Source organism: Pseudarthrobacter linnaei, assembly GCF_055412825.1.
In genome coordinates this window covers 26,413-50,270 of the sequence record NZ_JBVAYX010000005.1, presented here as the reverse complement: position 1 = coordinate 50,270, position 23,858 = coordinate 26,413, and the positions used below count along the sequence as shown (strand labels likewise).

Sequence of the window (23,858 nt, the reverse complement as noted above, 5' to 3'; positions counted from 1 at the left end):
GCCAGGCAGTCCAAAGCAGAGCACAGGAGGGCCCATGAGCGCTCACAACCGGTCCAGGTACGGCCGGTACGCGGGAGGACCGGATCCGCTCGCCCCGCCGGTGGACCTGGCCGAGGCGCTGGACGCCGTCGCCGAGGACGTTATGGCCGGCTACTCGCCCCGGCACGCCCTCCAGGAGTTCCTGCGGCGCGGCGGCCGCAGCCGGGAAGGGCTGGACGACCTCGCCGGCCGCGTCCAGCAGCGGCGCAGTGACCTGCTGGGCCGCCACCGGCTGGACGGCACCCTCAAGGAGGTCCAGAAGCTGTTGGACACGGCGGTGCTGGAGGAGCGCAAACAGCTCGTCCGCGACGTCCGGATGGACGACACCGACCGCGCCTTCCGGGACATGCAGCTGCAGAACCTGCCCAAATCCACGGCGGCGGCGGTCAACGAACTCGCCTCCTACGACTGGCAGTCCAGCACCGCCCGCGAAGCCTACGAACAGATCAAGGACCTGCTGGGCCGCGAAGTCCTGGACCAGCGGTTCGCCGGCATGAAACAGGCCCTCGAGAGCGCCACGGACGAGGACCGCGCGGCCGTGGCCGAGATGCTGCAGGACCTCAACGAGCTCCTCGACAAACACCGGCGCGGCGAGGACACGGACGCGGACTTCCAGGAGTTCATGGCCACGCACGGTCAGTTCTTCCCGGAGAACCCGCAATCAGTCGAGGAGCTGGTGGACACGCTCGCCCAGCGCGCGGCCGCCGCCCAGCGGCTCCTGCAATCCATGTCCGCAGAGCAGCGCGAGGAGCTGATGCGGCTCTCCGCCCAGGCGTTCGGCTCACCCGAACTCATGGCACAGCTGAGCCAAATGGACGCCACCCTCCGCGCCCTGCGCCCCGGCGAGGACTGGGACGGCTCCGAACGCTTCGAGGGGGAGGAAGGGCTCGGGCTCGGCGACGGCACCGGCGTCCTGCAGGATCTCGCCGAACTGGACGAACTCGCCGAGCAGCTCTCCCAGTCCTACGACGGCTCGCACCTGGATGACCTGGACCTGGACGCCCTCGCCCGCCAGCTCGGACAGGACGCCGCCGTGACGGCCCGCACCCTTGCCGAAATCGAGCGGGCCATGCAGGACGGCGGCTACCTCCGGCGCGGCGCCGACGGCGATCTCGGGCTCTCACCGCAGGCCATGCGGCGGCTCGGCAGGTCCTTGCTGCGGGACACCGCCAGGCAACTCTCCGGCCGGCAGGGGCGCCGGGACACCCGGGTGGCCGGGGCGGCCGGGGAGCAGACCGGCTCCAGCCGCCCGTGGGAGTTCGGGGACGCCGAACCGTGGGACGTCACCCGCACCATCACCAACGCGATCCGCCGCACGATTGCCGACGGCGGTGATCCGCGCCGCGGGCTGCGCCTGGCCGTGGACGACATCGAGGTGACGGAGACGGAGGCGCGCACGCAGGCCGCCGTCGCCCTGCTCGTGGACGTGTCCTACTCGATGGCCGCCGAGGGGCGCTGGGTGCCCATGAAGCGCACCGCGCTCGCCGTGCACCACCTCGTCTCCACCCGGTTCCGCGGCGACCGGCTGCAGCTGATCACGTTCGGCCGCTACGCGCAGTCCATGGACATTGGCGAGCTCACGGCCCTGCCCGCCCTGCGGCAGCAGGGCACCAACCTGCACCACGGCTTGCTACTGGCCGGCCGGTTCTTCCGCCAGCACCCGTCGATGCAGCCCGTCCTGCTGGTGGTGACCGACGGCGAACCCACCGCGCACCTGCTGCCCGACGGCGAACCCTGGTTCTCCTGGCCACCGGACCCGGAGACCATCCGCGTGACGGTCGCCGAACTGGACCGCCTCGGGCGGGCCGGCGCGCAGGCCACGTTCTTCCGGCTGGGCGATGACCCGGGCCTGGCGCGGTTCGTGCAGCGGATGGCCCGCCGGATCGACGGCCGCGTCGTGGCGCCCGAGGCTTGGGACCTGGGAGCCGCCGTGGTGGGGGAGTACCTCCGGGCGCACTTCCACGGCCGCCCCTACGACGACGCCGACTGGGCCCAGTAGGCGGTGCCGACCGCTTGTCAGGGCCACGCCCGGCGACGCCTAGGGCTCAACGAGCATCAGCATTGTTTCCGGACGGACACCGTCGAATTTCATCGCTTCGGCTGCCGCCTCGGACTCCATAATCCGCTGGAACGTTTCCATGTCGGGGACTTGAACGATCAGGCCTACACGGTGGCTTTTTGCCGGGTCGATGAACGTCCGCACCGTGATGCCGAGAGGTCCGAATACTTCTTTCCTTTTTGGTGAGCTGAGCCAGTGATCAACGTCGTCGACTTCATGGAAAATCACTAATGTTGGCATAGTTGCCTCTGCTTTCTGGGGTTATGCCAGGAGCCGGGCTGGACAGGGGCCGCGTCGGGACATCCTGATCACGCTGAACGTACCACGGCCTCGAATGCAGCGGTAGCGGGAAAACCGACAGTTCAGCCCCTCACAAAAGGGCCTCCCTCGCCCACCACGCCAATGATCCTTCCCAGTTCACCCACCAGCCACCAACACGCCCTCCAGCGTTTTCCCGCGACCAGCAGTCTTTTCACGCACCCTCTTGCCCGGCACGTCCCCCGGTGCCGGACGGAGAATCCCCTGTATTAAAGGAGTACCCGTGTTCGTGAAAAGCACCCTTGCCGCCGTCGCAGTCCTTGCCTCCCTGGCCGGGGCAGTAGCAGCCCCTGCCCAGGCAGAGGCAAGCAAGCCGGCTCCCGTCGTCGTCGGCCAGCCGCTCGCCCAGGCGCATGCGCACAACGACTATGAGCATGACCGTCCCCTCTTCGATGCGCTGGAGCATGGCTTCACCAGCGTGGAAGTGGACGTGTGGCTGGTGGGCGGCGAGCTGATGGTTGCCCACGACCTGGAGGATGTCCAGCCCGGCATTACGCTCGAGAGCCTCTACCTTGATCCGCTCCAGGACCTGGTCCGCGGCCAGGGCCACAACGTCTTCCCGAAGTGGGATGGCAGCCTGCAGCTTCTGATCGACATTAAGAGCGACGGCGACCCCACCTACGCCGCAATCGAGCAGGAACTGGCCGAGCACCGCAACATCATGAGCCGCTACAGCCATGGCACCACCAAGACCGGCCCGGTCACCGCGGTCATCAGCGGAAACCGCCCGCTGGCCACCATGGAGGCACAGGAGACGCGCTTCAGCTTCTACGATGGCCGCTCCGCAGACCTCACTTCCGGAAAGCCTGCCGACCTGATGCCGCTGGTCAGCGACAACTGGACCAAGCTCTTCACCTGGCAGGGCGTGGGCCCCATGCCCGAGGCCGAGCGCGCCAAGCTTCACGCCTACGTGGCCGAGGCGCACGCCAATGGCTACCGCGTCCGCTTCTGGGCCACCCCGGACATGCCCGGCACCGCACGCGACGCCATCTGGAACGAACTCTTCGACGCCGGTGTGGACCACATCAACACCGACGACCTCGCCGCGCTGCAGCAGTTCCTGGCCGTCCGCGCGGCCTAAGCCGCACGCCTCTTGCCCAACCCCGCAATGAAGAGGAACACCGTTATGCCTACAAAGACCATCAAAACGACGACGGCGGCAGCCGTTTTGGCGTTGGGCCTCATTGCGGCCCAGGCCGCCACCGCCGGCACCGCCGGCACCGCCGCCACCGCCGCCAACACCACCGCCGACACTCAGGCGTTCACGTTCGGCGTGATCGGCGACATCCCCTACGGCGAGGCCGAAATCGCGAAGTTCCCCGCCCGCATCCTGGACATCAACGCCGATAGCGCGCTGAAGTTCGTCGCCCACGTGGGCGACATCAAGAACGGCTCCTCGGTCTGCTCGGACGAGTACTTCGAGAACATCCGCACGCAGTTCGACACTTTCGAGCACCCTCTGGTCTTCACCCCGGGCGACAACGAATGGGTGGACTGCCACCGCACGAACAACGGCGCCTACAACCCGCTGGAACGGCTCGACAAGCTACGGGATGTCTTCTTCGACAAGCCCGGCAAGACCCTGGGCGCCACCATGCCGGTCAAGACCCAGGCGGACCTCGGGCTGCCGGAAAACGTCCGCTTCACCCAGAACCGGGTGGCGTTTTCCGTGCTGAATATCCAGGGCAGCAACAACTCGCTGCAGCCGTGGACCGGCCTGGGCGAAACCACAGCCACGCCCGAGCAGTTGGCCGAAGTTGAGCATCGGACGGACGCCGTCCTGGCCCAGGTCCGCGACACCTTCGCGGACGCCGAACGCCGCAACGACCGTGCCGTTGTCCTGATGACCCAGGCCGACATGTTCGACCCGTCCCTGCTCGACGCCGCAGCCGCCAACCCGGACACCATGTCCGGTTTCCGCGAAATCGTGCAGCTCATCATCGACGAAACCAACAGCTTCGACGCCCCGGTTTACCTCATCAACGGCGACAGCCACGTCTTCGCCGAGAACCAGCCGCTCGCGGAGGGCTCACCCTGGCTGGACATCTACGGCCAGCCCGCCGCCGATGACCTGCAGCGCATCACCGTGGACGGATCCGCCAACGCCACCAACTACGCCAGGTTCACCGTCGCCGGCAACAGCGCCGCTGGCGCGGACGTTCTGACCTGGGAAAGGGTCCCCTTCAGCCAGTAGGCACCAGACGGAAGCGGACGACGGCGGGAGGTCCCGCCGTCGTCCGCTTCCAGGTTCATTCCTGGGCGCTGAGTTTCCAGTGGACTCGGATGGCCTCAGCAAATGGGCCAGCGCTGACGTCGACCCGGAAAGCAACGGGCGCGGTCCCTGTCTCTTCGATGACCGAGTCACGGTACACGCGGCCGCATGAGGGACACAGGGTGTAGAGATCCTCATCCGCTGGCCATTCCGCCAGCCCGGCGGGAACAGGAATCTTGTCTCCGATGTAGACGGGGACGCCTTGTGAGTTGGCCTGAATCAACCCGTCCTGGCTGACGGTGTTGCCGCATATGCAGGTGATGGTGGTGACATCATGATCGATGACATCGGCGGTTTCAGAGTCCATGATGACCTTCCCGGCGCTGGAAGAGACGCTCTGGTATCAGGTTACGCCTGCCGATCCGTGTAGTCGCACTGGAGCGCCTACACGGGGCGGGCGTTGTCGCTGCGGGTGAGCTCTTGAAGCCTGAAGAGGCGAGTGGCCGTCCCGGGCTGTGGGCGTCACCCCCGGGGCAGGGTAGTGCGTGCGCCAGCCCGGCCGATACTAATCCAGTGGCAGTGTTACCGTCACACAGGTTCCTGCGGCGGCGGACGAATCAATGGTCATCTCTCCGCCAGCAAGGCCTACGGCCATTCGCATGAGGCGCAGTCCCATGCCGGAGTGCCGGCCAATCATGGCTGCCGGCACATCGAAACCTCCGCCGTCGTCGGTCACTTTGAGCTGAACGCCGTGGCTCACGCCTTGGGTGACGCAGCCCAGCCGGACCGTGACGGCTGATGCCTGAGCGAATTTGTAGGCATTACTCAGGAGTTCCTGCGCCGCCCGGTACAGAAGAGTTGCGGATTGCCGGTCTACTTCCATCCCGTGGTGCGGTGCTTCCAGGTGCACCAGGGTTCCGCGTTCGCGGAGGGGCCGCGTCAAGCGGTCAATTGCGCCGGCGACTCCAAGAACATGGAGGTCGACCGGGTGCGTATCGGTAAGGACGCCACGTACGGCGACGACTTCATCGCTTAGTAGTGATTTCATGCTCTTACTGTGCGCTTGCGTGGTTGGAGTTTTCTGGTGCCGCGCCGGGTTAGCGCGCCTGGATTCCTTCCGGATTGTGCCGGTGCCAGGAGGCGTCTGTTGAAGGACAGGAACGCCATGGCTGCCTGTGCTTGCTTCCGATCCATCGTGGCAAGCGTCGTCCCGCGTGCGGATACTGACTCGTGGTCGTCCCTGTCCCTTATGTCGGTCACACTTAGCATGTGCGTACTTTTGGTGTTGAGGAAGAATTTTTGATCGTGGATCCCGTCAGCGGGTATCCCCTGCCCCTGGCAGGAGAGATGCTGCGCCTGCACGATCCCGGGCAGGAGGTGGTGAACCACCCGTCACCCCTCCAGATGCTGGCTGCCGAGCTGCAGCAGGAACAGCTGGAAGTTATCACTCACCCGCATGACAGCCTGAGCGGACTCGCGGCCGAGATACGGGCGGGTCGGGCCTATGCCGACTCACTGGCCCGGAACGCGGGCGGGAGGATCGCTGCCCTCGCCACGTCGCCGCTGGCGGCCACACCGCATGCCACCAGGAACGACCGTTATGACGCGTTGATGGAAAAGCACGCGCTGACAGCCCGCGAGCAACTGACCTGCGGATATCATGTCCATGTTTCCGTGGGCTCCGATGAGGAAGGCGTCGCGGTCCTGGACCGGATCAGGTCCTGGCTGCCGCCGCTCATCGCGCTGAGCGCAAATTCCCCGTACTGGAATGGCACTGACAGCGGGTACTCCAGTTTCCGAACCCAGGCATGGAACCGGTGGTCCTCCGCCGGGCCAGCAGATGTCTTCGGCTCGGCGCAGGCCTACCATTCTCTGGTGGAAAAGCTGTCGGACACCGGGGTGGTCACCAGCCCGGATTTTGACGCGCGCCTGTCCAGCCGCCACCCGACCGTCGAGATCCGGGTGGCAGATGTTTGTCTTGACGCCCGCGACGCCACCCTGATTGCCGCATTGGTCCGGGCCCTCGTGGAGACCGCCGCCCGGGAGTGGGCGGCCGGAGAGCAACCGGACACGGTTCCCGCCGCAATCCTGCGTCAGGGAGCCTGGCGCGCCAGCCGCTGGGGTATGGACGGGGAGCTCCTTCACCCGGTACTGCACCGGCCGGCCACCGCGCGAGATGTCTTCGCCGCGCTCTATGGCCATGTCCGCGACGCCCTGGACGAGGCCGGGGATGCCGCCTGCGTCGCGGAGTCACTGCAAAGGATCCTCTCTCAGGGAACGGGTGCCAACCAGCAGCGGCAAGCCTTCGCCCGCCGCGGAAGACTCGCCGACGTCGTCGCCCACGCGACGGGCCTTACCCACCGGCAACCCGTCGATCCCTTCCCCCTCTGCGAACCGTTCCTGGACAGGGATGCGGAAAGCTCCGATTTGGCCGCCGTCGCCGGCTAACCCTGACGCGAGGCGACACCTCCGGCGGCGGAGCGCTTAGTCGAACAGACTCACCACGGCTTGTGCGAACGCCGCCGGATCCTCCTGCGGAACGTTGTGTCCAATACCCGGAAGGACCCTTTGGTGGTAGGGGCCCGTGAAGTAGTCTCTGCCGGCCGCCGCTGCGGGGCCGCCGACGCCGTCGTCCCCGCTTTCGAGCACGACCGTCGGGACGGTGATGCGCGGCTCGAGGGCGATCAGGTCCTCGAACCGCTGGTACCGGGGATCGCCGTCGGCCAGTCCGTAACGGTGGCGGTAGGAGTGGATGACGACGTCGACGAAGTCGGGGTTGTGCAGGCTCGGGGCGCTGGCGGGAAACGCCTGGCGTGCGCCACCCCAGGCGGGCGACCAGGTGCGCCAGAGCAGCTCGCACAGTTCGTCCCGGTTTCGTTCCAGCCCGCGGCGGCCCCGTTCCGAGTGGAAATAGTACTGATACCAGTAGCTTCGCTCCCAGTCCGGGAGGGCGGGCTCGCCGGACCGTGCGAGGTTGTGCATGTTGTAGCCGCCGACGGTGACGAGGCCGGTGACGCGTCCGGGGTCCAGCGCCGCCACGATGCACGCCGCCCGGCCGCCCCAGTCGTAGCCGGCAACGACTGCCTGGTCGATATTGAGGGCGTCCATGAAGTCGAGGAGATCCTGCCCGAGGGCGGCCTGCTGTCCCGAGCGGATTGTCGTGTGGTCGAGGAAGCGGGTCGGGCCGAAGCCGCGAAGGTACGGCGCGAGCACGAAGGCGCCCTGGCCGGCGAGGATCGGAGCGACGTCGTCGAAGGCCCGGACGTCGTACGGGAACCCGTGCAGGAGGATGACCGGGGTTCCGCCCGGATCACCCGCGGACTCGTATCCGATGTCTAGGACGGGGGTCTCGATGCGGCCGAAGGAGGAAAAGCTCATGCACCAATTCTCACCCGGACGGTTCCGGAAGATGGCGGCGCCTGGGGGTGGTTGAACAACAGCTGTAAAAAACAAACGCCAGCCCCTCGCAAAGGGGCTGGCCCTTGCCCGATTGTGCCGGCGTGGGCAACGATGTTCCGGCCGCCAGGTCGGAAGGGGATTACTTCGATGACAGTGCGCGTCGAAGTCCCGGCGCATTGGAGCGTCAACTTCGCCGTACGCGACGCCGACGCCACCGCCACCGCCGAGCATGCTGCCGCTCTAGGTGGCGGCATCGTCATGGCGCCCGCGGACACTCCGGGATTTCGAAGCGCCGTGATCAGTGACCCTCAAGGAGGCATCGTCGCGGTCAGTGCAACCTCCGGACGATAACGGTGTCCCGTCCTCACGGGGACACCCGAGCCATTGTCCGTCTCATCGACCAGCCCTTCACATAGGTAGAACGGGTCTGCCCCCCGGGAGTCCGCCAGCGCAACGCTGGGCAGCAACGCAATGGCAGGAGTCTCTGCGCGAAGGCGCACCGACTCCTGCCATTGGTGGGGTGTGCGGCCGCCTCGGAGAGGCGAGGAAGCGGCGTTGTTCTCAAGCTATCCCTGGGGCTCCAGTTTGAAGCTCACCAGCTTGGGTTCGTCCGTGCCTCCGAAACGGTAGGAAAATGAAACCCGCTTGTCGGCGTCGCATTTGATGAGACCTGCAACGTCGGCAGAGTTAGCGCCGTTGTTCGAGCTGACCTTGACGTCGTTGTAGGTCGGCTTGCAGGTGTCGTTCAGCCTGAGGCCCGCGATGCCACTGACAAATGATTGCTTCGGCATCTTGACGTGAAGTGCGGGGTCCAGATAGCCATAGGCCTCGTCGGTGTCGCCGGAAATGAGGAGCTTGTTGAACGCGTCCGCCCGGCCCGTGGCCTGGCTCGTGGCGCCGCCCACAAGGTTGACCAGGAAGATCACACCGATAATGACCAGGAGCAGTACTCCGCCTACGCTCCCCAAGATGATCCAGAGTTTTTTTCGGCTTTTGACGGGAGGCGGCTGACCGGGGAGGCCGGAAGGGCCCGAGTTGTATCCCGGAGCTGCATAGTAGGCGGCGGCAGGGTTCTGCCCCTGGGCCTGATACTGCCCCTGGTACTGCCCTTGCGGGGAAGGCTGAAATCCGGCGTACTGCGGCTCGGAGGGCAGCACTGGCTGTTGCTGCGGCGCTTCCGGCAGGTGCGGTGAGGGCTGTTGCCCGGCGTCGGGCTGTCCTGGCTGGTGCGGATCCTGCGGAGTGCTCAAGGTGGAGCCTTTCCGGCAGCACACGTTCTCACTGCCTCGTTGCAGGGACCCGCTGATCGTGCCCCCATCGATTCAACTTGGACAGCGTATACCGATATATGCCGGTGCCCGCACGGAACCAGCTAGACCGCCAAACCGGCTTGTGAAACCGCTATTCCGAACTAACAGCCCCAAAGATAACTCGAGCAAGTTCTTCGAAAGAGTGTCATCTCCGAAGTCGCCTGCACGGAATGTCACAAGCCGTCTGCACGCCGTCATTACCGCATGGCGTGACGTGAGGTCCTGCGGGGAGAACCGTTCCGGCGCGCGGCTGCACTCTTCTATCTGCCGGAGGGACGCTGGTCGGAGCGGGCGGCCACGGCCTATGGAATGAGTGCTTCTTCGCCGGAAAGTTGCTGATCCTCTGTCCGCGCGAATCTACGTTGTGCTGAGCGAATACACCGACAGTGACCGGCAGCGGTCGGACCGGCCCGCATTCGGAGGTATCTTTGTCCTGCACCGGTCGTCAGACTAGGTCGTCGGCATTTTCAGGACCCTGGCTGCGGCTCAGCCCGGAATGCTGGCGGCAATCCGCTCGCCGTTGAAGTATTCGAGCTGCCAGCCGTCGACGGTATGGTGGTGGGCCAGGTTGAGGACGGCGTTGTCGATGCTGTGCAGGGTGCGGCCGATCGCTCGGCTGAGGCTCACGCGGAGCAGGGACCCGTGGGCGACCACCAGGACGTGGCGGCCGCGGAACTCCTCGGCGAGGGCTTCCAGCGCGGCCAGCCCGCGGCGGGCCGCCCCGTCCTGGCTTTCTGCGCCACGGAACCCGTCCGGGATGCGCAGCGCGTCCAGTTCGGGGCCGTCCTGCAGGCCCTCGGCGGGGCCGAATCTGCGTTCGGTGAGTTCCGGGACGCGGCGGGCGGGGCCCAGTCCCAGTCCCGCCGCCATGAGGTCTGCGGTTTCCGCGGCACGGCTCAGCGGCGACGACACAATCGCATCCCACTCGTAGCCGGACAGGACGGCGACGGCGTCGCGCGCCTGGGCGCGGCCGACGTCGTTCAGCGGAATGTCGGTGGACCCCTGCAGCCGGCGCTGGGCGTTCCAGTCCGTCTGGCCATGGCGGACAAGGGCGAACGTCGTAAGGGTCATGCGTTCCATTCTCCACTGGATTCCGTTGCCGGCGTTGCTAGGCGGCCCCACCCGGGTACTCATCTCGACGCAAACGGACGACGGCGGGAGGTCCCGCCGTCGTCCGTTCACCGACAGGCCCTACGCCAGGGCCGATGCGCCACAGACCTCAGACGCGGCCCTTGAGGATCAGGTTCCAGTACATGAACGGCAACCCGTAGCGCTTGAGCAGCCACATGTCGCTGCGTTCCTTGGTGGTGTCGATGAAGGGGATGCTGGGGGCGGGCTGGAGGGTGTAGTCAAACTCAGCCAGCAGCATCTTTCCCCGCGCCGTGGTCAGCGGGCAGGAGGCGTAGCCTCCGTACTGGGCCGACGGGGTTTCGCCGTCGAGGGCGGCCAGCAGGTTCTCCACCAGCACCGGGGCCTGCTTGCGGATCGCCGCTCCGGTCTTCGAGTTCGGCGTGGATCCGGCGTCGCCCAGGGCAAAGATTTCCGGGTAGCGCTTGTGCCGCATGGTGTGCTTGTCGACGTCGACGTAGCCCGCGGGGTTGGCCGGATCCGCCAGCGGTGTGCGCTTGAGCCAGTCCGGGGCGGACTGCGGCGGCACAACATGGAGCAGGTCGTAATGCAGTGATTCCTCGGAGCCCGCTGCGTTGTCCCTAATCACTGCCACGCCGGCCGCCGGGTCCACCTGAGTCATTTCGCTGTTGAAGCGGACTTCGATGCCGTATTTTTCCACCACCCGCTCAAGCTCATCGGCGAACACCTTGACCCCGAACATCCCCGGCGTCGGCAGAACCATGACCACCCGGATGTCGTCCAGCACCCCCTGCTTGCGCCAGTAGTCGGCTGCCAGGTAGGCGATTTTCTGCGGGGCCCCGGCACACTTGATCGGGCCCGAGGGCTGGGTGAAAACGGCCGTCCCGGACTTCAGGCTCCTGATCATGTCCCAGGTCTTTGGTGCCAGGTCGTACCGGTAATTGCTGGACGCCGCCGGGGATTCCATGGCTTCGGCCATGCCCGGGATCTTGTCCCAGTCCAGCTGGATGCCGGGACAGACCACCAGATAGTCATACGTGACGGAACCGCCGGACGCGAGGGCGACACTGCGGTGCTCAGGGTCAATGTCCGCCGCGGAGTCCTTGATCCAGGCAACCCCCTGGGGCATGACGGATGCCTGGGGACGGACCGTTTCCTCCTGGCGAGCGACGCCTCCTCCGACCAGGGTCCACAGCGGCTGATAATAGTGCTGCTCGCTCGGCTCGATTACGCCGACATCGGTCCGCCCTGCATTTCGGAGCCGGGCTGCAACACTCAGCCCCGCGTTGCCGCCGCCGATGATCAGGATCTCGTGGTGCATAGTCATAAATATGACGCCTCTCTGGGATCGAGCGTCGCATCAGCGCGGACGCCGGACATGTTGGGGATGGATCGGGCCGGGAAGATCCGCGGAGCCGGTTCTGGCTGCCTCTTTGCCTGCGCGACCGGACCGCGGTGCCTTCATGCTGTTAAACACCGTGGTGATAATCACTCTATACCCCTAGGGGTATTTCTGTATACCACTATGGGTATCTGCTCGACTTCACGCTTCGCAGCTTCCTGCCCCACAGCGGGAGGTCCCGCCGTCGGCGACGGCGTCGGACCCAACGCACGCCCATCCCGTGCAGGACTTGGCCGTGCGTGCCCGATCCAGCCTTTTCACAAGTTGCGCGAGGCACTATCTGAGGAGGATTGAGCAGGCCATGACCTGAAGTAGAAAGGTGAGGAAGCGGCTGGCACGCCGCAGGACGGCTTGATCTCCGCCATTGGGTGCCGATGCGGTGATCCGCAACGGCATGCATCGCTCACCACTGAGGAGAGGTTATGACAACTCGCAGGGAAGTTCTCAAGCTGGGCGGAACGCTAGGGGCATTCAGCCTCGTGGGGATGAAAGGGGCCCCACTCACCGTTCCTCCACCCACCACACCACCCATCACGACGAGCCGGCTCGCGCCTCAAAACACGCCGGTTCCGTATGCCGGTGTCTTCCGGCGGCCGCCGGTGCTGGAGCCTTTCGAAACCGGTTTCGACGGCGGCGACCGCAGCCGCCCGTATGCCAAGTACGCGCTGACGCAGAAGCTCGGACAAGCCCAGTTCTTGCCGGGCCTCACCACCACTCTTGCCGGGTACAACGGCATGTTCCCCGGCCCCACTATCCGGGCTACCCAGGGGACCCGGGCGGAGGTGCGGATCCGCAATGACTTTCCGGCGCTGGGCCTGCTGCATCCGATGGCCTTCCATACCGTCACCCACCTCCACGGCGCGGCGTCGCTCCCGCAGTACGACGGGTACGCCAACGACACGACCCCGCCTGGATTCGTCAAGAACTACCACTACCCCAACTCGCAAACCGGGCGGACGCTCTGGTATCACGACCACAAGCACCACGTGACGGCCCAGAACGTGTACTCCGGGCTGGCCGGCTTTTACTCCCTGTCCGATGAATTCGAGCGTGACCAGCTGCCGCAGGGGGAGTTCGACGTGCCGCTGATGATCTCCGATGCCCTCTTCAATGCCGACGGTTCGTTCGGCTACAACGACAACGACCACGACGGCCTGTGGGGCGACATCATCATGGTCAACGGCGTGCCGTGGCCAACCATGAAGGTGAAGCCGCGCATCTACCGTTTTCGGGTCCTTGTGGCCTCAATCACGCGCTCCTACCGCCCCACGCTCTCCACGGGAGAGCCGGTCTACATCGTGGGCACCGACGGCGGCATGGTTCCGAAGGTCCAGGCAGTTAAGTCCTGGCGGCAGGGCACTGCCGAACGCTATGAGATCCTCATCGACTTCCGGAAGTACAAGCCCGGGCAGAAGATCCAGTTGCGAAATTTGAGCAATAAGAACAATGAAGACTTCGCCAATACGGACAAGATCATGCAGTTCGAGGTTGTGCGCAGCTCCGGCTCAGGGAAAGGGACAATCTCTTCGATTCCCAAGACGCTCGACGACGGCGGCTCGCCGAACGCGGCCCGTGGCGGGTTGCCCGCCATGAGCCTGACACCGGACCTGGTGGTCGCCAAGCGGGACCTGAGAGTGGAACGCCAGAACGGCGAGTGGGTCATCAGCGGCGTCACCTGGGCCGACGTGGAAAATTCAGGATTCACGAAACTGCTCGGTAATCCAGAGCCTTTTGACGTTGAAGAGTGGACCATCACCAACGGTTCCGGCGGCTGGTTCCACCCGGTGCACATCCATCTGGTCGACGCGAAGATCATTGGCCGCAACACCAACGGCGGGCAACCGTTCGCATGGGAGAAAGGGCCCAAGGACGTCTTCTATGCCGGGGAGAACGAGTCCATTACCTTGCTTACCCAGTTCGACACCGGAGCCCACACGGGCGGACGCTATATGGTGCACTGCCACAACCTGGTGCACGAGGACCACGACATGATGGTGCAGTTCTCCGTCGGTGACCTCCGGAACAATGATCCGATCACCTCGGACCCGTCCGTCCCGGACACTCTGCCGGCGAACTACTTCATCCCGAAATACCAGCCGGGCTACCCGGCGGGCACGTGAGATGCAAGCGACCGCTGTCGTCGTCTCGGTCGTGCTGGCCTCGTCCCTGGTGGCCGGCTGCACTGCCGGCGCGCCGCCGGGCTCACCTCCGTCAGGGCAGTCCGCTGCGGTTCTGTCGTCGGGGGCGGGCTCCGACCGGGGGAACAGCCGGCCCCCGGTGAGTTACGACGGTCTCATGGTCCGCCGGCGCATTGTGGTGGCCATCCACCCGGCTGCGGACGCGGACCTGGGCAAGCTCCGCGCAGCTCTCTCCTCGGCTGCGGGCAGCCTTGGCCTGGCCGTGTCGCAGATTTCGCCGGACGTTTTGGGTGCCAGCGTGCTGCAGCACACGGTGCCGGAACTTATCGTTGCCTTGCCCGGTGATGCCACCACCGCCGATGGGGGTGAACTGGTGGACCTTGCATTCGGCCAGGATCAGGCCTTTCAGGGGCTGGACCACGTGCATGTGGCCCAGGTGCTGGTGCACGACCTCCGGTTCACCGTCAGTAGGGCAACCCCGGAGGCCCTGGCCGAGGCCATCGCACTGGAAGGCATCCTCGCCGATGCGCTTGGCAACTATGACACCCGGACCGGCGATGGCGAACTCGAACTGGGCTACACCGGCCCGCTGCTCAGCGACAAGACGGTCGAGGCTGTCCGACGCGGGATTGCCCGCGCCGCAGGGAACGCCGCCGACGACGTCAAAGTGGCTCCTCGGTCGGAAACCGGAACGGGTGTGGACATGGCCAAGGAGCCGGCGGAGGCCGCCGCTGCCGAAGAACCCGTGCACGGCCATTGACCCGGTCGGAACCACTGCACCTTAGATAGAGACCTGGATCGCGACGACGGGCCAGGCCGGCTGAGACAGCATCCCAGCCGGCCTGGCCCTCGCTTATCCCCCCTTCGGGTGTCCCCGGCAGGGTGTGCCCCTGCACACCGGCGCCAGCCACGGCGGGAGGCCCGGCACTTTGAGGTGCCGATATGCACAGCGAAGGGGGTGGCCGATTGGCCACCCCCTTCACTTGCCAGCCTCAACGGCTAGCTGAACTGCTCGACTCCTATCTCGGCGTCGTGCTGCCGGACCGTGCGGATTCCGGTCCGGTGCCCACCGCGTTGATGGCTACCACCACGAAGCGATAGGTGTTGTTGGTGAGGGTCATCTCCAGGGTCCTGGCCGTCGCCGGAAGGACTGCGGAGTCCGTCCGTGAAACCACGGTGGCGTTGACTGCGGCGGAACTCATCCGCAGGGCCGTAACCTTGTAGCCCGTGATCGCGGATCCGCCTGTTGCCGCTGGCGGCGTCCAGTTGATGCTGGCCGTTATTGGTCCGCGCTTGGCTCCCTGCCGTTCCCGTCCGATCACCGGCGCGCCCGGTGTATTCGGCGTAGTGATCGCATTCGACGGTGCAGACCTCGCGCCGGCTCCGGCGGCGTTGACGGCCCGGACCACGAAGGTGTACTGGGTGCCGTTTGCCAGACCGGTAACCACCTGGCTGGTGGCCGCGTTGGCGAAGGAGACGGTGGTGACCACCGTGGTTCCCGTGCGGACCTCGATCTGGGACCCGGTGATCGGGGACCCTCCGTCATTGGCCGGCGCCGTCCAGGTCACGGTTGCCGATGCGACACCCGCAGTTGCCGTGGCCGCGGTCGGTGCACCCGGAGCCGCAGCGGACGGTGTGACCTCGTTGGATGCCGCGGACAGCGGCCCGGCGCCGAACTGGTTCACCGCGCGCACCTGGAAGGTGTACAAGGTGCCGTTGGTCAGTCCGGGGACGGTGGCGCTGGTGGCCGAGGCCTCAATGCCGGTGACCGTCAGAACTGCCGCGCCGCCGGTGGTCACGACGACCTCGAAGCCCGTAATCGCCGAAGAGCCGTTGGTGGCAGGTGCCGTGAATGTCACCGTGGCGGAGCTGTTGCCTGCGGTCGCCGAGCCCATGGCCGGAGCGCCGGGCACCTGCACTGTGACCACCTGGTCGGTGAACTGCAGCCGTTCGATGTTTCGCAGGGTGTCGATCCCATCGCTGGCCTGCTGGCCAACCACATTGGCGCCGGTCTGGGTGACCGTCACCTTGGCCAGCTCGGTTGCCGTTGCAGCCGTAGACACGATGGAGTAGTTCGACAGCGGCCCGGAGAACACTGCCGTGTCGGTGCCACCGGTGCCCGCCAGGATCTCGCGGACTGCGACGATGTTGCCCGGGTTCACGGTTCCTGCGAACACTGCTTCCTGGAGGGTGGTTCCGGTGAGGTTGCCGGCGCCGTCCCGCAGGTACTGCGTGGTCATTCCGGCCGCGCTGCCAATCTCGGTCGCCGCGTTGTTCGCGTCCGTGCGGACGCTGAGCCGGACGCTGAAGTACTTGTCGCCGTCGATGATGTCATCGGCGCCACGTCCTTCGATCAGGTCGCTTCCGCCGCCGCCGAGGAGGATGTTGCCGTCGCCCCAGACGTTGCTGCCGGGGACCAGCAGCGGGCAGTTATTGGATGCCGATGCCGCGATGACCGTGTTAGCGGGAGTGTTGAGCGCAGGTACCAGCGGGTCGAGGCCCGCGATGCGGTCTAGGCCCGCCTGGTCCAGCACGTCGCAGCCGATGAATCCGGCACCGCCGACGGCGCTGGGAACCACGTCGTCGCCCCGAAGGATGTCATCGAGGTTCGCACCGGAGAGCGCCTCAAGTTCGTTGAACTTGTCGCGGACCCCCACCTGCAGGATGTCCAGCGGCGGGATCGGGAGACTCAAATCGGCGTCCTGTGCCTGCGGATCCTGAAGGCCGATTTCCCAGTCATATCCCGAGGCTCCGGCGACCTTCTCGATGCCGGGTCCTGCGAGACCAACGTCGTCGCCGCCCTCCATATCGTAATCGTCGTCACCGCCCTGGCCGATGAGGATGTCATGGCCCGGCTTCTGGGAATCGTCCAGGAAGAACAGGTTGCCGCTGTCCCCTTGGAGGAGGTCCGGCTGATCGCCGCCCTCCTGCCAGTCATCGCCGCTGTCACCAAACACTACGTCTTCTCCCTGCCCGGCGATGATGAAGTCATCACCGGCGCCGGCGAAGGTTTCGTTGATGTTGGCTCCGCCGTTGGAGAAGTCCTTGCCGTCGCCGCCCATCACAATGTCCAGGCCGGGTCCGGCATCGATCGCATCGTTGCCGGGGCCGCCCTTCGGGACATCGTCACCGGCAAGATCGGTGATGATATCGTCACCTTCCCCGCCGAGGGCGATGTCGGCGCCGTCGCCACCTTCGATGACATCGTTGCCGAGGCCGCCCCAGAACGTGTCGCTGTCGTTGCCGCCGTAAATACGGTCGATGCCGGCGGTGCCGTTGTAGACGCTTTGGCCGTTGATCCCGGAGGGGTCCACGGCGTTCCGCGCACGGTACTTGATGGTGCCGTCGGGCATGCGGATCAGAAGGGCTGACTCCTTGCATTCCGACGCCGCGTCATCCGCCACTGTGTTACCGAATGACGTGAAGCCGGTGGTGGTGCCAGCAAGGTTCTTCAGTTCGAACTTGCAGTCCGCCGTGGCGAAGGAATCCGCCTTGAGTGACTTGACGTTGGTGTTCCGCATCATCATCTCAGCGAATGAGTTGCCCTCCAGCTGTGCCCGGAGGTTCATGCCCGGTGTCCGCGCCAGGTAGTAGAGGCGGTCGCCGTTCTGAAGGTCGGTGAGCTGGTTCTCGAAGACGTAGTTGAAGGTGCTGCCCAGCAGTCCACCGAAGACGTTCGTTATCTCGGCAAGGCCACCGACCCAGAGGTCAATGTCGTCGACGCCGGTCACCGACGTGGTGCCGGTGTTGACCCAGTCGCCCGTGCTGTTCATGAACGCGGCAGCGTCAGTCGGAGCAACGTCCCCGGCAAGAACGTCAGGGTTGACCAGGAGCCGTGCGGCTTCCCGCCGGGAGGCCAGGGTTGCCGGAACGTCGTCACCATTGCCCAGGATCTTATCCGGACCAGCACCGGTGATTGACGGGTGCTGGCCGTAGGCCGCCACGAAGTTGATCAGTGACGTCGGGTTCTTGAGGTTCTCGCCGAAGTCGACCCAGTTGATGTAGGGCTTCAGCGCGCTGTCGTTGGTCGCGTTGAAGATCTCCCTGCGGAGTGGGTTGAGGCGGGGGATGCCCTCGGACCGTGCCCTGGTCATGTTGACTGTCGCCAGGTCCAGGGGCAGGCCCAGCAGGTTGTTGCGCAGGGTCTCCGTCACGAATTCGTCCAGCTCGTTGCCGACCTGGTCCGACATGCCGGCGATGATGCTGCCGGCGGCTTCCTCGGACGTCAGCGGGCCGGCCGGGCCGCCGTTGGTGTACTCCGGCGGGTTGAGGAAGCCCTTGAGCAGCGAGATGTCATTCGTGCTCCCGCGGACGTCATCGGACGTGCCGAACACGTCATCGGCGCCGGGCTGGTCCTCGTTCCGGCGGGAGATGGTCTCCGTGAGCATGGAGTGACCGAAGCGGTACACGGCGTGCGCAAACTCGGCCTTGACCGCCGGGTTCAGCTCGGTCTGTGTGAAGGCGAACGGCTGGAAGGGGTTGATGGCCGGCTGGACCTTGCGGGCGAACTCCTCGAACACCAGGTGCTGGTATTCCATCTCGGTGATGAACCGTGCTGCCTGGAAGAGTCGTTCTCCGTTCCAGCCGGCTGCGCCCGTCACGGACTGCCATTCGGCCAAGGCGGCGACCCCGCGGGAGGAGGTGTCGTTCGTGAGGGTTGTCTTGATGTCGCCGACGAGCCGGTCGTGCTCCGAGTGGAACACCTGGTGGATTGCCGTCAGGCCGATGTTCTCGTTGACGCGCCCGTCGCCTGCGGCGAAGTGGGCATCGAGCATCTCGTCGTCGTAGGTCCCCGCCGGCTGGCTGGCGAAGTCGGCCGAGGCCGAGCCATTGTCGTCGGGAGTCAGGCAACCGGCTGGCTGAGGCCCGACACCGATAGCGGAGCGGCAGGCCTTGCTCGGGTCCGCGTTATGGGCGATGTCGGTCAGGAAGGGCGTGTCGAAGTACTTCACGTCGGCGGGCACCGGCTTCGGGGCGGCGAGGTCGCCTTCCTCCAGTCCGTCCGCCGTGACGTACTGCGGCAGTCCGTTGGCGCCAGGGATGAACTTGCCGTAGGCGTCCGCTGCGATCATGGGGATGTTTACCGCGTCCGCGTCCTCGAGCTGGAGGCCGAGAAGCGTTCTTGCCTGCTCCTTGACCGTTGCCCACGTGGCCATGCCGCCGGTGGTGGGACCGGGGTTTCCGTTGCTGTCCAGCGGGCCGCCGAGCAGCTTGCCGGTGGAAACCGGCTTGCCGTCGACGTTGGTCGTGTACTCCCGCAGGAACACCTGGTGGGAGGAATGGGACGTGTACGTCTGGCTCTGGTCGACCAACGGTGAGTCCGTGTTGAGCGCGTCCTGGACGTCGTCGGCGCTTTCGTCGGCAGGTGTCGCGGGGTCGTCTCCGGCGATATTGTCCGGGCCGGGCTGGTTCTTGCCCCGGGTCAGCACCATGAAGCGCGAGTTCACGTTCAGGTCGTCGGTGTTGCCGAAGATGTGGTCCGGGCCCGCGACGAGCGGATCATCGTCCTTGAGGGGAACAAATACGGTTCCGCCGCCCTTGACCGTCTGATCCACGCCGTGGTCAAAGAACTGGCCGAACAAGGTGAAGAGGGAGTTGTAGGGCGGGGAGAGGCCGACGTCTGTGGTGACGTTCGGGATGAACAGGGTTTCCCCCGCGGGGACACAGTCCGCGACCGGGGGAGTCGGCTGTGGAACCGGGCACGGGACGACGCCTTCGTTGCCCTGGGTCCGTACCGGGTTGCCGGCCGCCTCAATCGCCGAAGGATTCGTCGCGGTCTGGTCGACGATCAGGTTGCTGACCGTGCGCGGCTCGGAGTCGAAGACCAAACCCTTCTTTTGAGCATACGAACTGTTACCTGGCGGGCCGAAGCCTGCGGGAACAGCTTCGGCGGCGTTAAATACCGGCGTCGTCAGGCGGGGGAAAACCTGGTCGGCGGCGCCGAACGTTTCCTGGCCGGGCACGAGGTTGTTGCAGGAGCCGTCCACCGTGCGCAGCCCCTGGGAGACCAAGGGGCTCGGCAGCTGGTTGGGGCCGGTGCCGATCAGCGCACCGCAGGGGCCCGTCTCGGACGTTGTGTTGGCGACGTGCGCCTCGGCGATCTTGATCTGCTGCAGGATGAATGCCAGGTCGGCGGGGCTCACGGTGAACCCTTGGCCAACCGGGGCCGTGACGGCGTGGGCTGCAATGGGCAGGCCCATGCCCACGGGCATGGCGATGGCCGCGATGGCCGCGACCATCCGCACGCCCGCGGGCCAGGCTGCTGCTGTGCGAGCGGCGGCGTGCCGGCCGCGCGGGGCGTGGAAACTGCTTTTTTCAGTACTTGGGCGCGGGGACGCCTTACCGCCAGCCGAGCCCAGGGTCAACCAAGTGGAGGGTCTCATGAGATGCCTGCCGTTAGGAGGGATGGAGTGACGCCATAGTGAACCGCGCTCCTTGTAGCAACCTTGTGAAGGTCCGAGCATGACAAAGAGTGGCGTCCTGGGAGGAACCGACGAGTCGTACACAAGTGCATCTGACGGACAAAAGACCAGTAGTCGCTACTCGTGCCCCCTGCTCGCCCAATAGCGACGATTGACCAAAGTTTCGCGACTGATAGCAGGTCTCTCATTGTCCTCAGTAGATTTGGCAGCATCAGACCAACCCTTACCGCCCGTCCTAACGCGGCCAGGCCCTTGCCGACTGGATGCAAGAATCATCGGACCCCTTCGGATCCGGCGCGGAGATGCGGTCCTCGGATACGGGGAGCTGGGCGGCCCAAAGCCACGGCAAATTCTCGAACTCCTTCTGTTGAACCTGGGCGTACCCGTTTCCAAGGACCGCCTCATCGATATCCTCTGGGCCGGGCAGGCGCCGCCTGAGGCGCTCCCCACCCTGGAAAGCTATGTCAGTGTGCTGCGGCGCCATCTACAGCCCGGAATGGGCAAGGATGGCCCGCTGCGGACCGTGACCGGCGGCTACATGCTGGACAGATCGCTGGTGGATCTGGACCTGGACCGCTTCGAGGCCCTGGTGCGACGGGCCGAGTCCGCAGCGCCGCAACGCGCGATTGTGCTCCTCCGGGAGGCTCGTGGCCTGGCTTCGGGTCCGTTGATGGGCGATGAACTGATGCCATCCTGGGCAGAAGCCGAGCGGACGCGCCATGCTGCCCGCGTTTTCCATGCCCGGATGCTGGCGGCGGAGTCTGCCCTGGCGTCGGGCCAAACCCGGCTGGCTGCTATTTGGGCAAGGGAATCCGTAACGAATGATCCTCTCAGCGAGCGGGCCTGGACGGCACTGGTCCTTGGCCTTGAAAAGAGCGGCCAGCCCACGGAGGCATTGCGGGCCTTTGATCAGTGCCGGCGGATCATGGACCGGGAGATGGGCTGCGCCCCAGGTCCCGTTTTGCGGTCCATCCATGCCAGGTTGCTGGAGGCCACGGCCGACACCTCCTTCCCCGTCGCCGGGGCCACGCCGGGCCCACCCAGAATCCGCGTTATGACCATCAACCGCCACCGGACGTTCACGGAACTGCTGGCCGGCGCCTTGGACCGGGAACTGGACTTGCACAGTGTGGGAGCCGCGGACTCAGCACAAGCGGGTGTTGACCTGGTCCGCAAACTGGCACCCGACGTCGTCATCATTGACTACCGTCTGCCTGATGAGGACGGCATAGCTGCAGCGCTGCGTATTCTTGCGGCTGCACCCCAGACCCGCATTGTGATGCTGGCGGGAGCGCCGACGCCGGCAGCCGAACGGCGGGCGGCCGCCGCGGGCATCTGCGCGTTCCTGCCCAAGGACGGTTCACTGGCCACCTTGTTGGACGCCATCAGGCAGAAAACCACTGATGCCCAGATACGCTGATCGCCGCCACGCCGGACCGCAGCCGGATGACCACCAATCAGGGGAGCATTCCGAGGTCCGCACCGCCGTCGTGAAGTTCCTACTGATGGGCGTCCTCGCCCTGGTACTTGTGGCGCTCCCTGTAACGGTCTGGATCCACGCCGCCGCAGAAAAACTTACGCTGCATGATGCGATCGTTGTCACTCAGCGGCTGGCAGACCATACAGCGGGTCCTTTCGTCACTGCTGAACTTCTGGCCGGTGACCCCGCCGCGATTTCGGACCTGGACCTGAACTTTAGGCCGTGGCTGGAAAGTGAGGGTGTAGTGCGGATCAAGGTATGGACCCCTAATGGCAAGCTGGTCTATTCGGACCAGAGTGCCCTGATTGGCCAGGCATTTCAGTTAGCGGACACGGAACGCGTGTTGCTGGAGAGCGGCGAAGCGACGGCCGCCATTGGCCACCAGCAGGAATTCGAGAACCAATTCGAGTCAGCGGCCGGCGAGCTCGTAGAGGTGTATGTCCGTTTCGTCGCCGCAAACGGGACTCCACTGATCTTTGAGGCCTACTACGACGACGAACCACTGCGAGAAGCACAGGAAGAAGTTCTCTTCGGAATGATTCCCCCATTCCTCCTCGCCCTGTTCGCCCTGCAGCTGGCGCAACTGCCAACCGCTGTCGGGCTGGCCCGCAAGATCCAGGCGAACAGGACTACCAGCCATCGCCTGCTCAAGAACGTAGTGGAGGCTTCGGACATGGAGCGCAGGAGAATCGCCAGGGACCTCCATGACGGCGTGATCCAGGACCTTTCCGGCCTGTCCTACGTCCTCGAGTCCGAGCAGTTGCATGGCCAGGGCAAGGTGAAGGTGCTCACCGAAGCGCGCGCCATCGTGGATCACAATGTCAGGAAACTGCGGGAAATGACCACCGAACTGTATCCGCCCGACCTGGAACAGTGTGGTTTGGCGGCCGCGTTGGCGACGCTCGCAGGCGCGGTCCAGGACCGCGGCATCTCACTCCAGCTGGATGTCCCGGCGGAAATCGATCTGGACCGGGACCAGTCAGCCCTGTTATACCGGGTTGCCCGGGAGTTACTGGCGAACGTTGCCAAGCACTCCCATGCAGCCAACGTGCTGGTCAGCCTCAATAGCGACCCCCGCGGGGCCGAGATTTCCGTCTCCGACGACGGCATCGGCTTTGACGAAGCCGACGGATCATCGGAAGGACATAGTGGCCTGCGAATGCTGCGGGACACCTTTAAGGCTACGGGCGGGACCCTGGAGGTCCGGACCGCGCCGGGGGCCGGCACCACTGTCAAAGCATGGCTGGAAAGCCCGTCGGCTGCCCTCCAGTAGGAGCCGCTCGACGCGAGCCAGGAGGCTGCAACCTTTGTGGTGGAGACCCCGCGGCTGCTTTGAATTCCACTCGAAGCGCGCAGGGGCCTTTGGTGTTCCGAGCCATGCCGTCAGGATCCGTTGCAACCCCGTCAGGGAAGAAGTGCTCGATCTCCGGGGGGCTTTCGGCCGAATGCGGGGAAGCCGCGCGTATCATCGGTAAGATCCGTCCCTCTGGAGAGTGGAGCAACACATGCAGCTCGGCGCCTTTTCCATCAGCCTCACGGTCAAGGACATCGCGGCTTCCGCTGCGTTCTACGAGAAGCTCGGTTTCAGTAGATTCGGTGGCGACATCACTCAGAACTGGCTGATCCTGAAGAACGGCGAGACGGTCATCGGCCTCTTCCAGGGCATGTTCGAGAAGAACATGCTCACCTTCAACCCGGGCTGGAACCAGAACGCGGAGGCGGTGGACCCTTTCACCGATGTCCGTGAGCTCCAGCAGGAACTGAAAGCCAAGGGCATCGAGTTTCTCTCCGAGGCAGACGAGGGGACAAAGGGGCCCTCGAGCTTCATCGTCCTGGATCCGGACGGCAACCCGGTACTCGTCGACCAGCACGTCTGACCCGCATGGTGGATAAGTCCGGCTGAGCCTTTCAGGCACGGCGCCGGGCCCGCCGGACGACGGCAGGAAGTTCCGCGCAGCATTCGGGTACAAATCCTCATTGTGGTGTCAGC

General features: G+C 65.4%; 18 protein-coding genes. 10 read left to right on the top strand and 8 right to left on the bottom strand.

Annotated elements, in window-relative coordinates:
* Positions 1-34: 34 nt before the first annotated feature.
* Positions 35-2,038: a vWA domain-containing protein gene (locus ACZYZ3_RS06700; RefSeq protein WP_463963049.1), complete on the top strand. Its 2,004-nt coding sequence runs from the start codon at positions 35-37 to the stop codon at positions 2,036-2,038.
* Between the two features lie 39 nt (positions 2,039-2,077).
* On the opposite strand, the gene ACZYZ3_RS06695 is transcribed toward ACZYZ3_RS06700, so the two are convergent.
* Positions 2,078-2,326: a hypothetical protein gene (locus tag ACZYZ3_RS06695; RefSeq protein ID WP_463963048.1), complete on the bottom strand. Its 249-nt coding sequence runs from the start codon at positions 2,324-2,326 to the stop codon at positions 2,078-2,080.
* Positions 2,327-2,639: 313 nt separating this feature from the next.
* Here ACZYZ3_RS06695 and ACZYZ3_RS06690 point away from each other — a divergent pair, with 313 nt between their 5' ends.
* Both ACZYZ3_RS06690 and ACZYZ3_RS06685 read left to right on the top strand, forming a co-directional pair.
* Positions 2,640-3,497 carry a phosphatidylinositol-specific phospholipase C/glycerophosphodiester phosphodiesterase family protein gene (locus ACZYZ3_RS06690; protein ID WP_463963047.1) on the top strand — a complete coding sequence of 286 codons (858 nt, stop codon included), beginning with the start codon at positions 2,640-2,642 and terminating at the stop codon, positions 3,495-3,497.
* A gap of 45 nt (positions 3,498-3,542) precedes the next feature.
* Entirely contained in the window at positions 3,543-4,610 is a 1,068-nt protein-coding gene (locus ACZYZ3_RS06685; RefSeq protein WP_463963046.1) for a metallophosphoesterase family protein, read from the top strand.
* Between the two features lie 55 nt (positions 4,611-4,665).
* On the opposite strand, the gene ACZYZ3_RS06680 is transcribed toward ACZYZ3_RS06685, so the two are convergent.
* Both ACZYZ3_RS06680 and ACZYZ3_RS06675 read right to left on the bottom strand, forming a co-directional pair.
* The gene (locus ACZYZ3_RS06680) at positions 4,666-4,995 is read right to left on the bottom strand and encodes a hypothetical protein (RefSeq protein ID WP_463963045.1); all 330 of its coding nucleotides are present in this window, start codon (positions 4,993-4,995) and stop codon (positions 4,666-4,668) included.
* 198 nt (positions 4,996-5,193) lie between these two features.
* The gene (locus tag ACZYZ3_RS06675) at positions 5,194-5,676 is read right to left on the bottom strand and encodes a sensor histidine kinase (RefSeq protein WP_463963044.1); all 483 of its coding nucleotides are present in this window, start codon (positions 5,674-5,676) and stop codon (positions 5,194-5,196) included.
* 221 nt (positions 5,677-5,897) lie between these two features.
* Here ACZYZ3_RS06675 and ACZYZ3_RS06670 point away from each other — a divergent pair, with 221 nt between their 5' ends.
* The gene (locus tag ACZYZ3_RS06670; RefSeq protein ID WP_463963043.1) at positions 5,898-7,076 is read left to right on the top strand and encodes a glutamate--cysteine ligase; all 1,179 of its coding nucleotides are present in this window, start codon (positions 5,898-5,900) and stop codon (positions 7,074-7,076) included.
* Positions 7,077-7,112: 36 nt separating this feature from the next.
* Here ACZYZ3_RS06670 and ACZYZ3_RS06665 read toward each other — a convergent pair whose 3' ends face one another.
* On the bottom strand, positions 7,113-8,006 hold the full coding sequence (locus tag ACZYZ3_RS06665) for an alpha/beta fold hydrolase (protein WP_463963042.1): 894 nt from the start codon (positions 8,004-8,006) through the stop codon (positions 7,113-7,115).
* 168 nt (positions 8,007-8,174) lie between these two features.
* Here ACZYZ3_RS06665 and ACZYZ3_RS06660 point away from each other — a divergent pair, with 168 nt between their 5' ends.
* The gene (locus tag ACZYZ3_RS06660; protein ID WP_463963041.1) at positions 8,175-8,378 is read left to right on the top strand and encodes a VOC family protein; all 204 of its coding nucleotides are present in this window, start codon (positions 8,175-8,177) and stop codon (positions 8,376-8,378) included.
* Positions 8,379-8,593: 215 nt separating this feature from the next.
* Here the strand turns inward: ACZYZ3_RS06660 and ACZYZ3_RS06655 are convergent, their stop codons facing one another.
* From ACZYZ3_RS06655 to ACZYZ3_RS06645, 3 genes are all read right to left on the bottom strand, one after another.
* Entirely contained in the window at positions 8,594-9,277 is a 684-nt protein-coding gene (locus ACZYZ3_RS06655) for a hypothetical protein (protein ID WP_463963040.1), read from the bottom strand.
* Positions 9,278-9,823: 546 nt separating this feature from the next.
* The gene (locus ACZYZ3_RS06650; RefSeq protein WP_463963039.1) at positions 9,824-10,408 is read right to left on the bottom strand and encodes a histidine phosphatase family protein; all 585 of its coding nucleotides are present in this window, start codon (positions 10,406-10,408) and stop codon (positions 9,824-9,826) included.
* A 148-nt stretch (positions 10,409-10,556) separates the two neighbouring features.
* The gene (locus ACZYZ3_RS06645) at positions 10,557-11,753 is read right to left on the bottom strand and encodes an NAD(P)/FAD-dependent oxidoreductase (protein ID WP_463963038.1); all 1,197 of its coding nucleotides are present in this window, start codon (positions 11,751-11,753) and stop codon (positions 10,557-10,559) included.
* A gap of 497 nt (positions 11,754-12,250) precedes the next feature.
* Between ACZYZ3_RS06645 and ACZYZ3_RS06640 the strand changes: the two genes are divergently transcribed.
* Positions 12,251-13,948, top strand: a complete 1,698-nt coding sequence (locus tag ACZYZ3_RS06640; RefSeq protein ID WP_463963037.1) for a multicopper oxidase family protein — start codon at positions 12,251-12,253, stop codon at positions 13,946-13,948.
* Between the two features lies 1 nt (position 13,949).
* The gene (locus ACZYZ3_RS06635; protein ID WP_463963036.1) at positions 13,950-14,726 is read left to right on the top strand and encodes a hypothetical protein; all 777 of its coding nucleotides are present in this window, start codon (positions 13,950-13,952) and stop codon (positions 14,724-14,726) included.
* Between the two features lie 259 nt (positions 14,727-14,985).
* On the opposite strand, the gene ACZYZ3_RS06630 is transcribed toward ACZYZ3_RS06635, so the two are convergent.
* Positions 14,986-20,205: a peroxidase family protein gene (locus ACZYZ3_RS06630; RefSeq protein WP_463963035.1), complete on the bottom strand. Its 5,220-nt coding sequence runs from the start codon at positions 20,203-20,205 to the stop codon at positions 14,986-14,988.
* Positions 20,206-20,575: 370 nt separating this feature from the next.
* Between ACZYZ3_RS06630 and ACZYZ3_RS06625 the strand changes: the two genes are divergently transcribed.
* The 3 genes from ACZYZ3_RS06625 (at position 20,576) to ACZYZ3_RS06615 (ending at position 23,745) form a co-directional block, all read left to right on the top strand.
* Positions 20,576-21,808 carry a BTAD domain-containing putative transcriptional regulator gene (locus ACZYZ3_RS06625; protein ID WP_463963034.1) on the top strand — a complete coding sequence of 411 codons (1,233 nt, stop codon included), beginning with the start codon at positions 20,576-20,578 and terminating at the stop codon, positions 21,806-21,808.
* Positions 21,792-23,141, top strand: a complete 1,350-nt coding sequence (locus ACZYZ3_RS06620) for a sensor histidine kinase (protein ID WP_463963033.1) — start codon at positions 21,792-21,794, stop codon at positions 23,139-23,141. The genes ACZYZ3_RS06625 and ACZYZ3_RS06620 overlap by 17 nt, the downstream gene beginning before the upstream one ends.
* 232 nt (positions 23,142-23,373) lie before the next feature.
* On the top strand, positions 23,374-23,745 hold the full coding sequence (locus tag ACZYZ3_RS06615) for a VOC family protein (protein WP_463963032.1): 372 nt from the start codon (positions 23,374-23,376) through the stop codon (positions 23,743-23,745).
* Positions 23,746-23,858: the final 113 nt, after the last annotated feature.

Coding starts and splice junctions, on each gene's coding strand:
- ACZYZ3_RS06700 (WP_463963049.1), top strand. CDS start 35: ATGAGCGCTCACAACCGGTCCAGGTACGGCCGGTACGCGGGAGGACCG.
- ACZYZ3_RS06685 (WP_463963046.1), top strand. CDS start 3,543: ATGCCTACAAAGACCATCAAAACGACGACGGCGGCAGCCGTTTTGGCG.
- ACZYZ3_RS06680 (WP_463963045.1), bottom strand. CDS start 4,995: ATGGACTCTGAAACCGCCGATGTCATCGATCATGATGTCACCACCATC.
- ACZYZ3_RS06675 (WP_463963044.1), bottom strand. CDS start 5,676: ATGAAATCACTACTAAGCGATGAAGTCGTCGCCGTACGTGGCGTCCTT.
- ACZYZ3_RS06665 (WP_463963042.1), bottom strand. CDS start 8,006: ATGAGCTTTTCCTCCTTCGGCCGCATCGAGACCCCCGTCCTAGACATC.
- ACZYZ3_RS06660 (WP_463963041.1), top strand. CDS start 8,175: ATGACAGTGCGCGTCGAAGTCCCGGCGCATTGGAGCGTCAACTTCGCC.
- ACZYZ3_RS06650 (WP_463963039.1), bottom strand. CDS start 10,408: ATGACCCTTACGACGTTCGCCCTTGTCCGCCATGGCCAGACGGACTGG.
- ACZYZ3_RS06645 (WP_463963038.1), bottom strand. CDS start 11,753: ATGACTATGCACCACGAGATCCTGATCATCGGCGGCGGCAACGCGGGG.
- ACZYZ3_RS06640 (WP_463963037.1), top strand. CDS start 12,251: ATGACAACTCGCAGGGAAGTTCTCAAGCTGGGCGGAACGCTAGGGGCA.
- ACZYZ3_RS06635 (WP_463963036.1), top strand. CDS start 13,950: ATGCAAGCGACCGCTGTCGTCGTCTCGGTCGTGCTGGCCTCGTCCCTG.
- ACZYZ3_RS06630 (WP_463963035.1), bottom strand. CDS start 20,205: ATGGTCGCGGCCATCGCGGCCATCGCCATGCCCGTGGGCATGGGCCTG.
- ACZYZ3_RS06620 (WP_463963033.1), top strand. CDS start 21,792: ATGCCCAGATACGCTGATCGCCGCCACGCCGGACCGCAGCCGGATGAC.
- ACZYZ3_RS06615 (WP_463963032.1), top strand. CDS start 23,374: ATGCAGCTCGGCGCCTTTTCCATCAGCCTCACGGTCAAGGACATCGCG.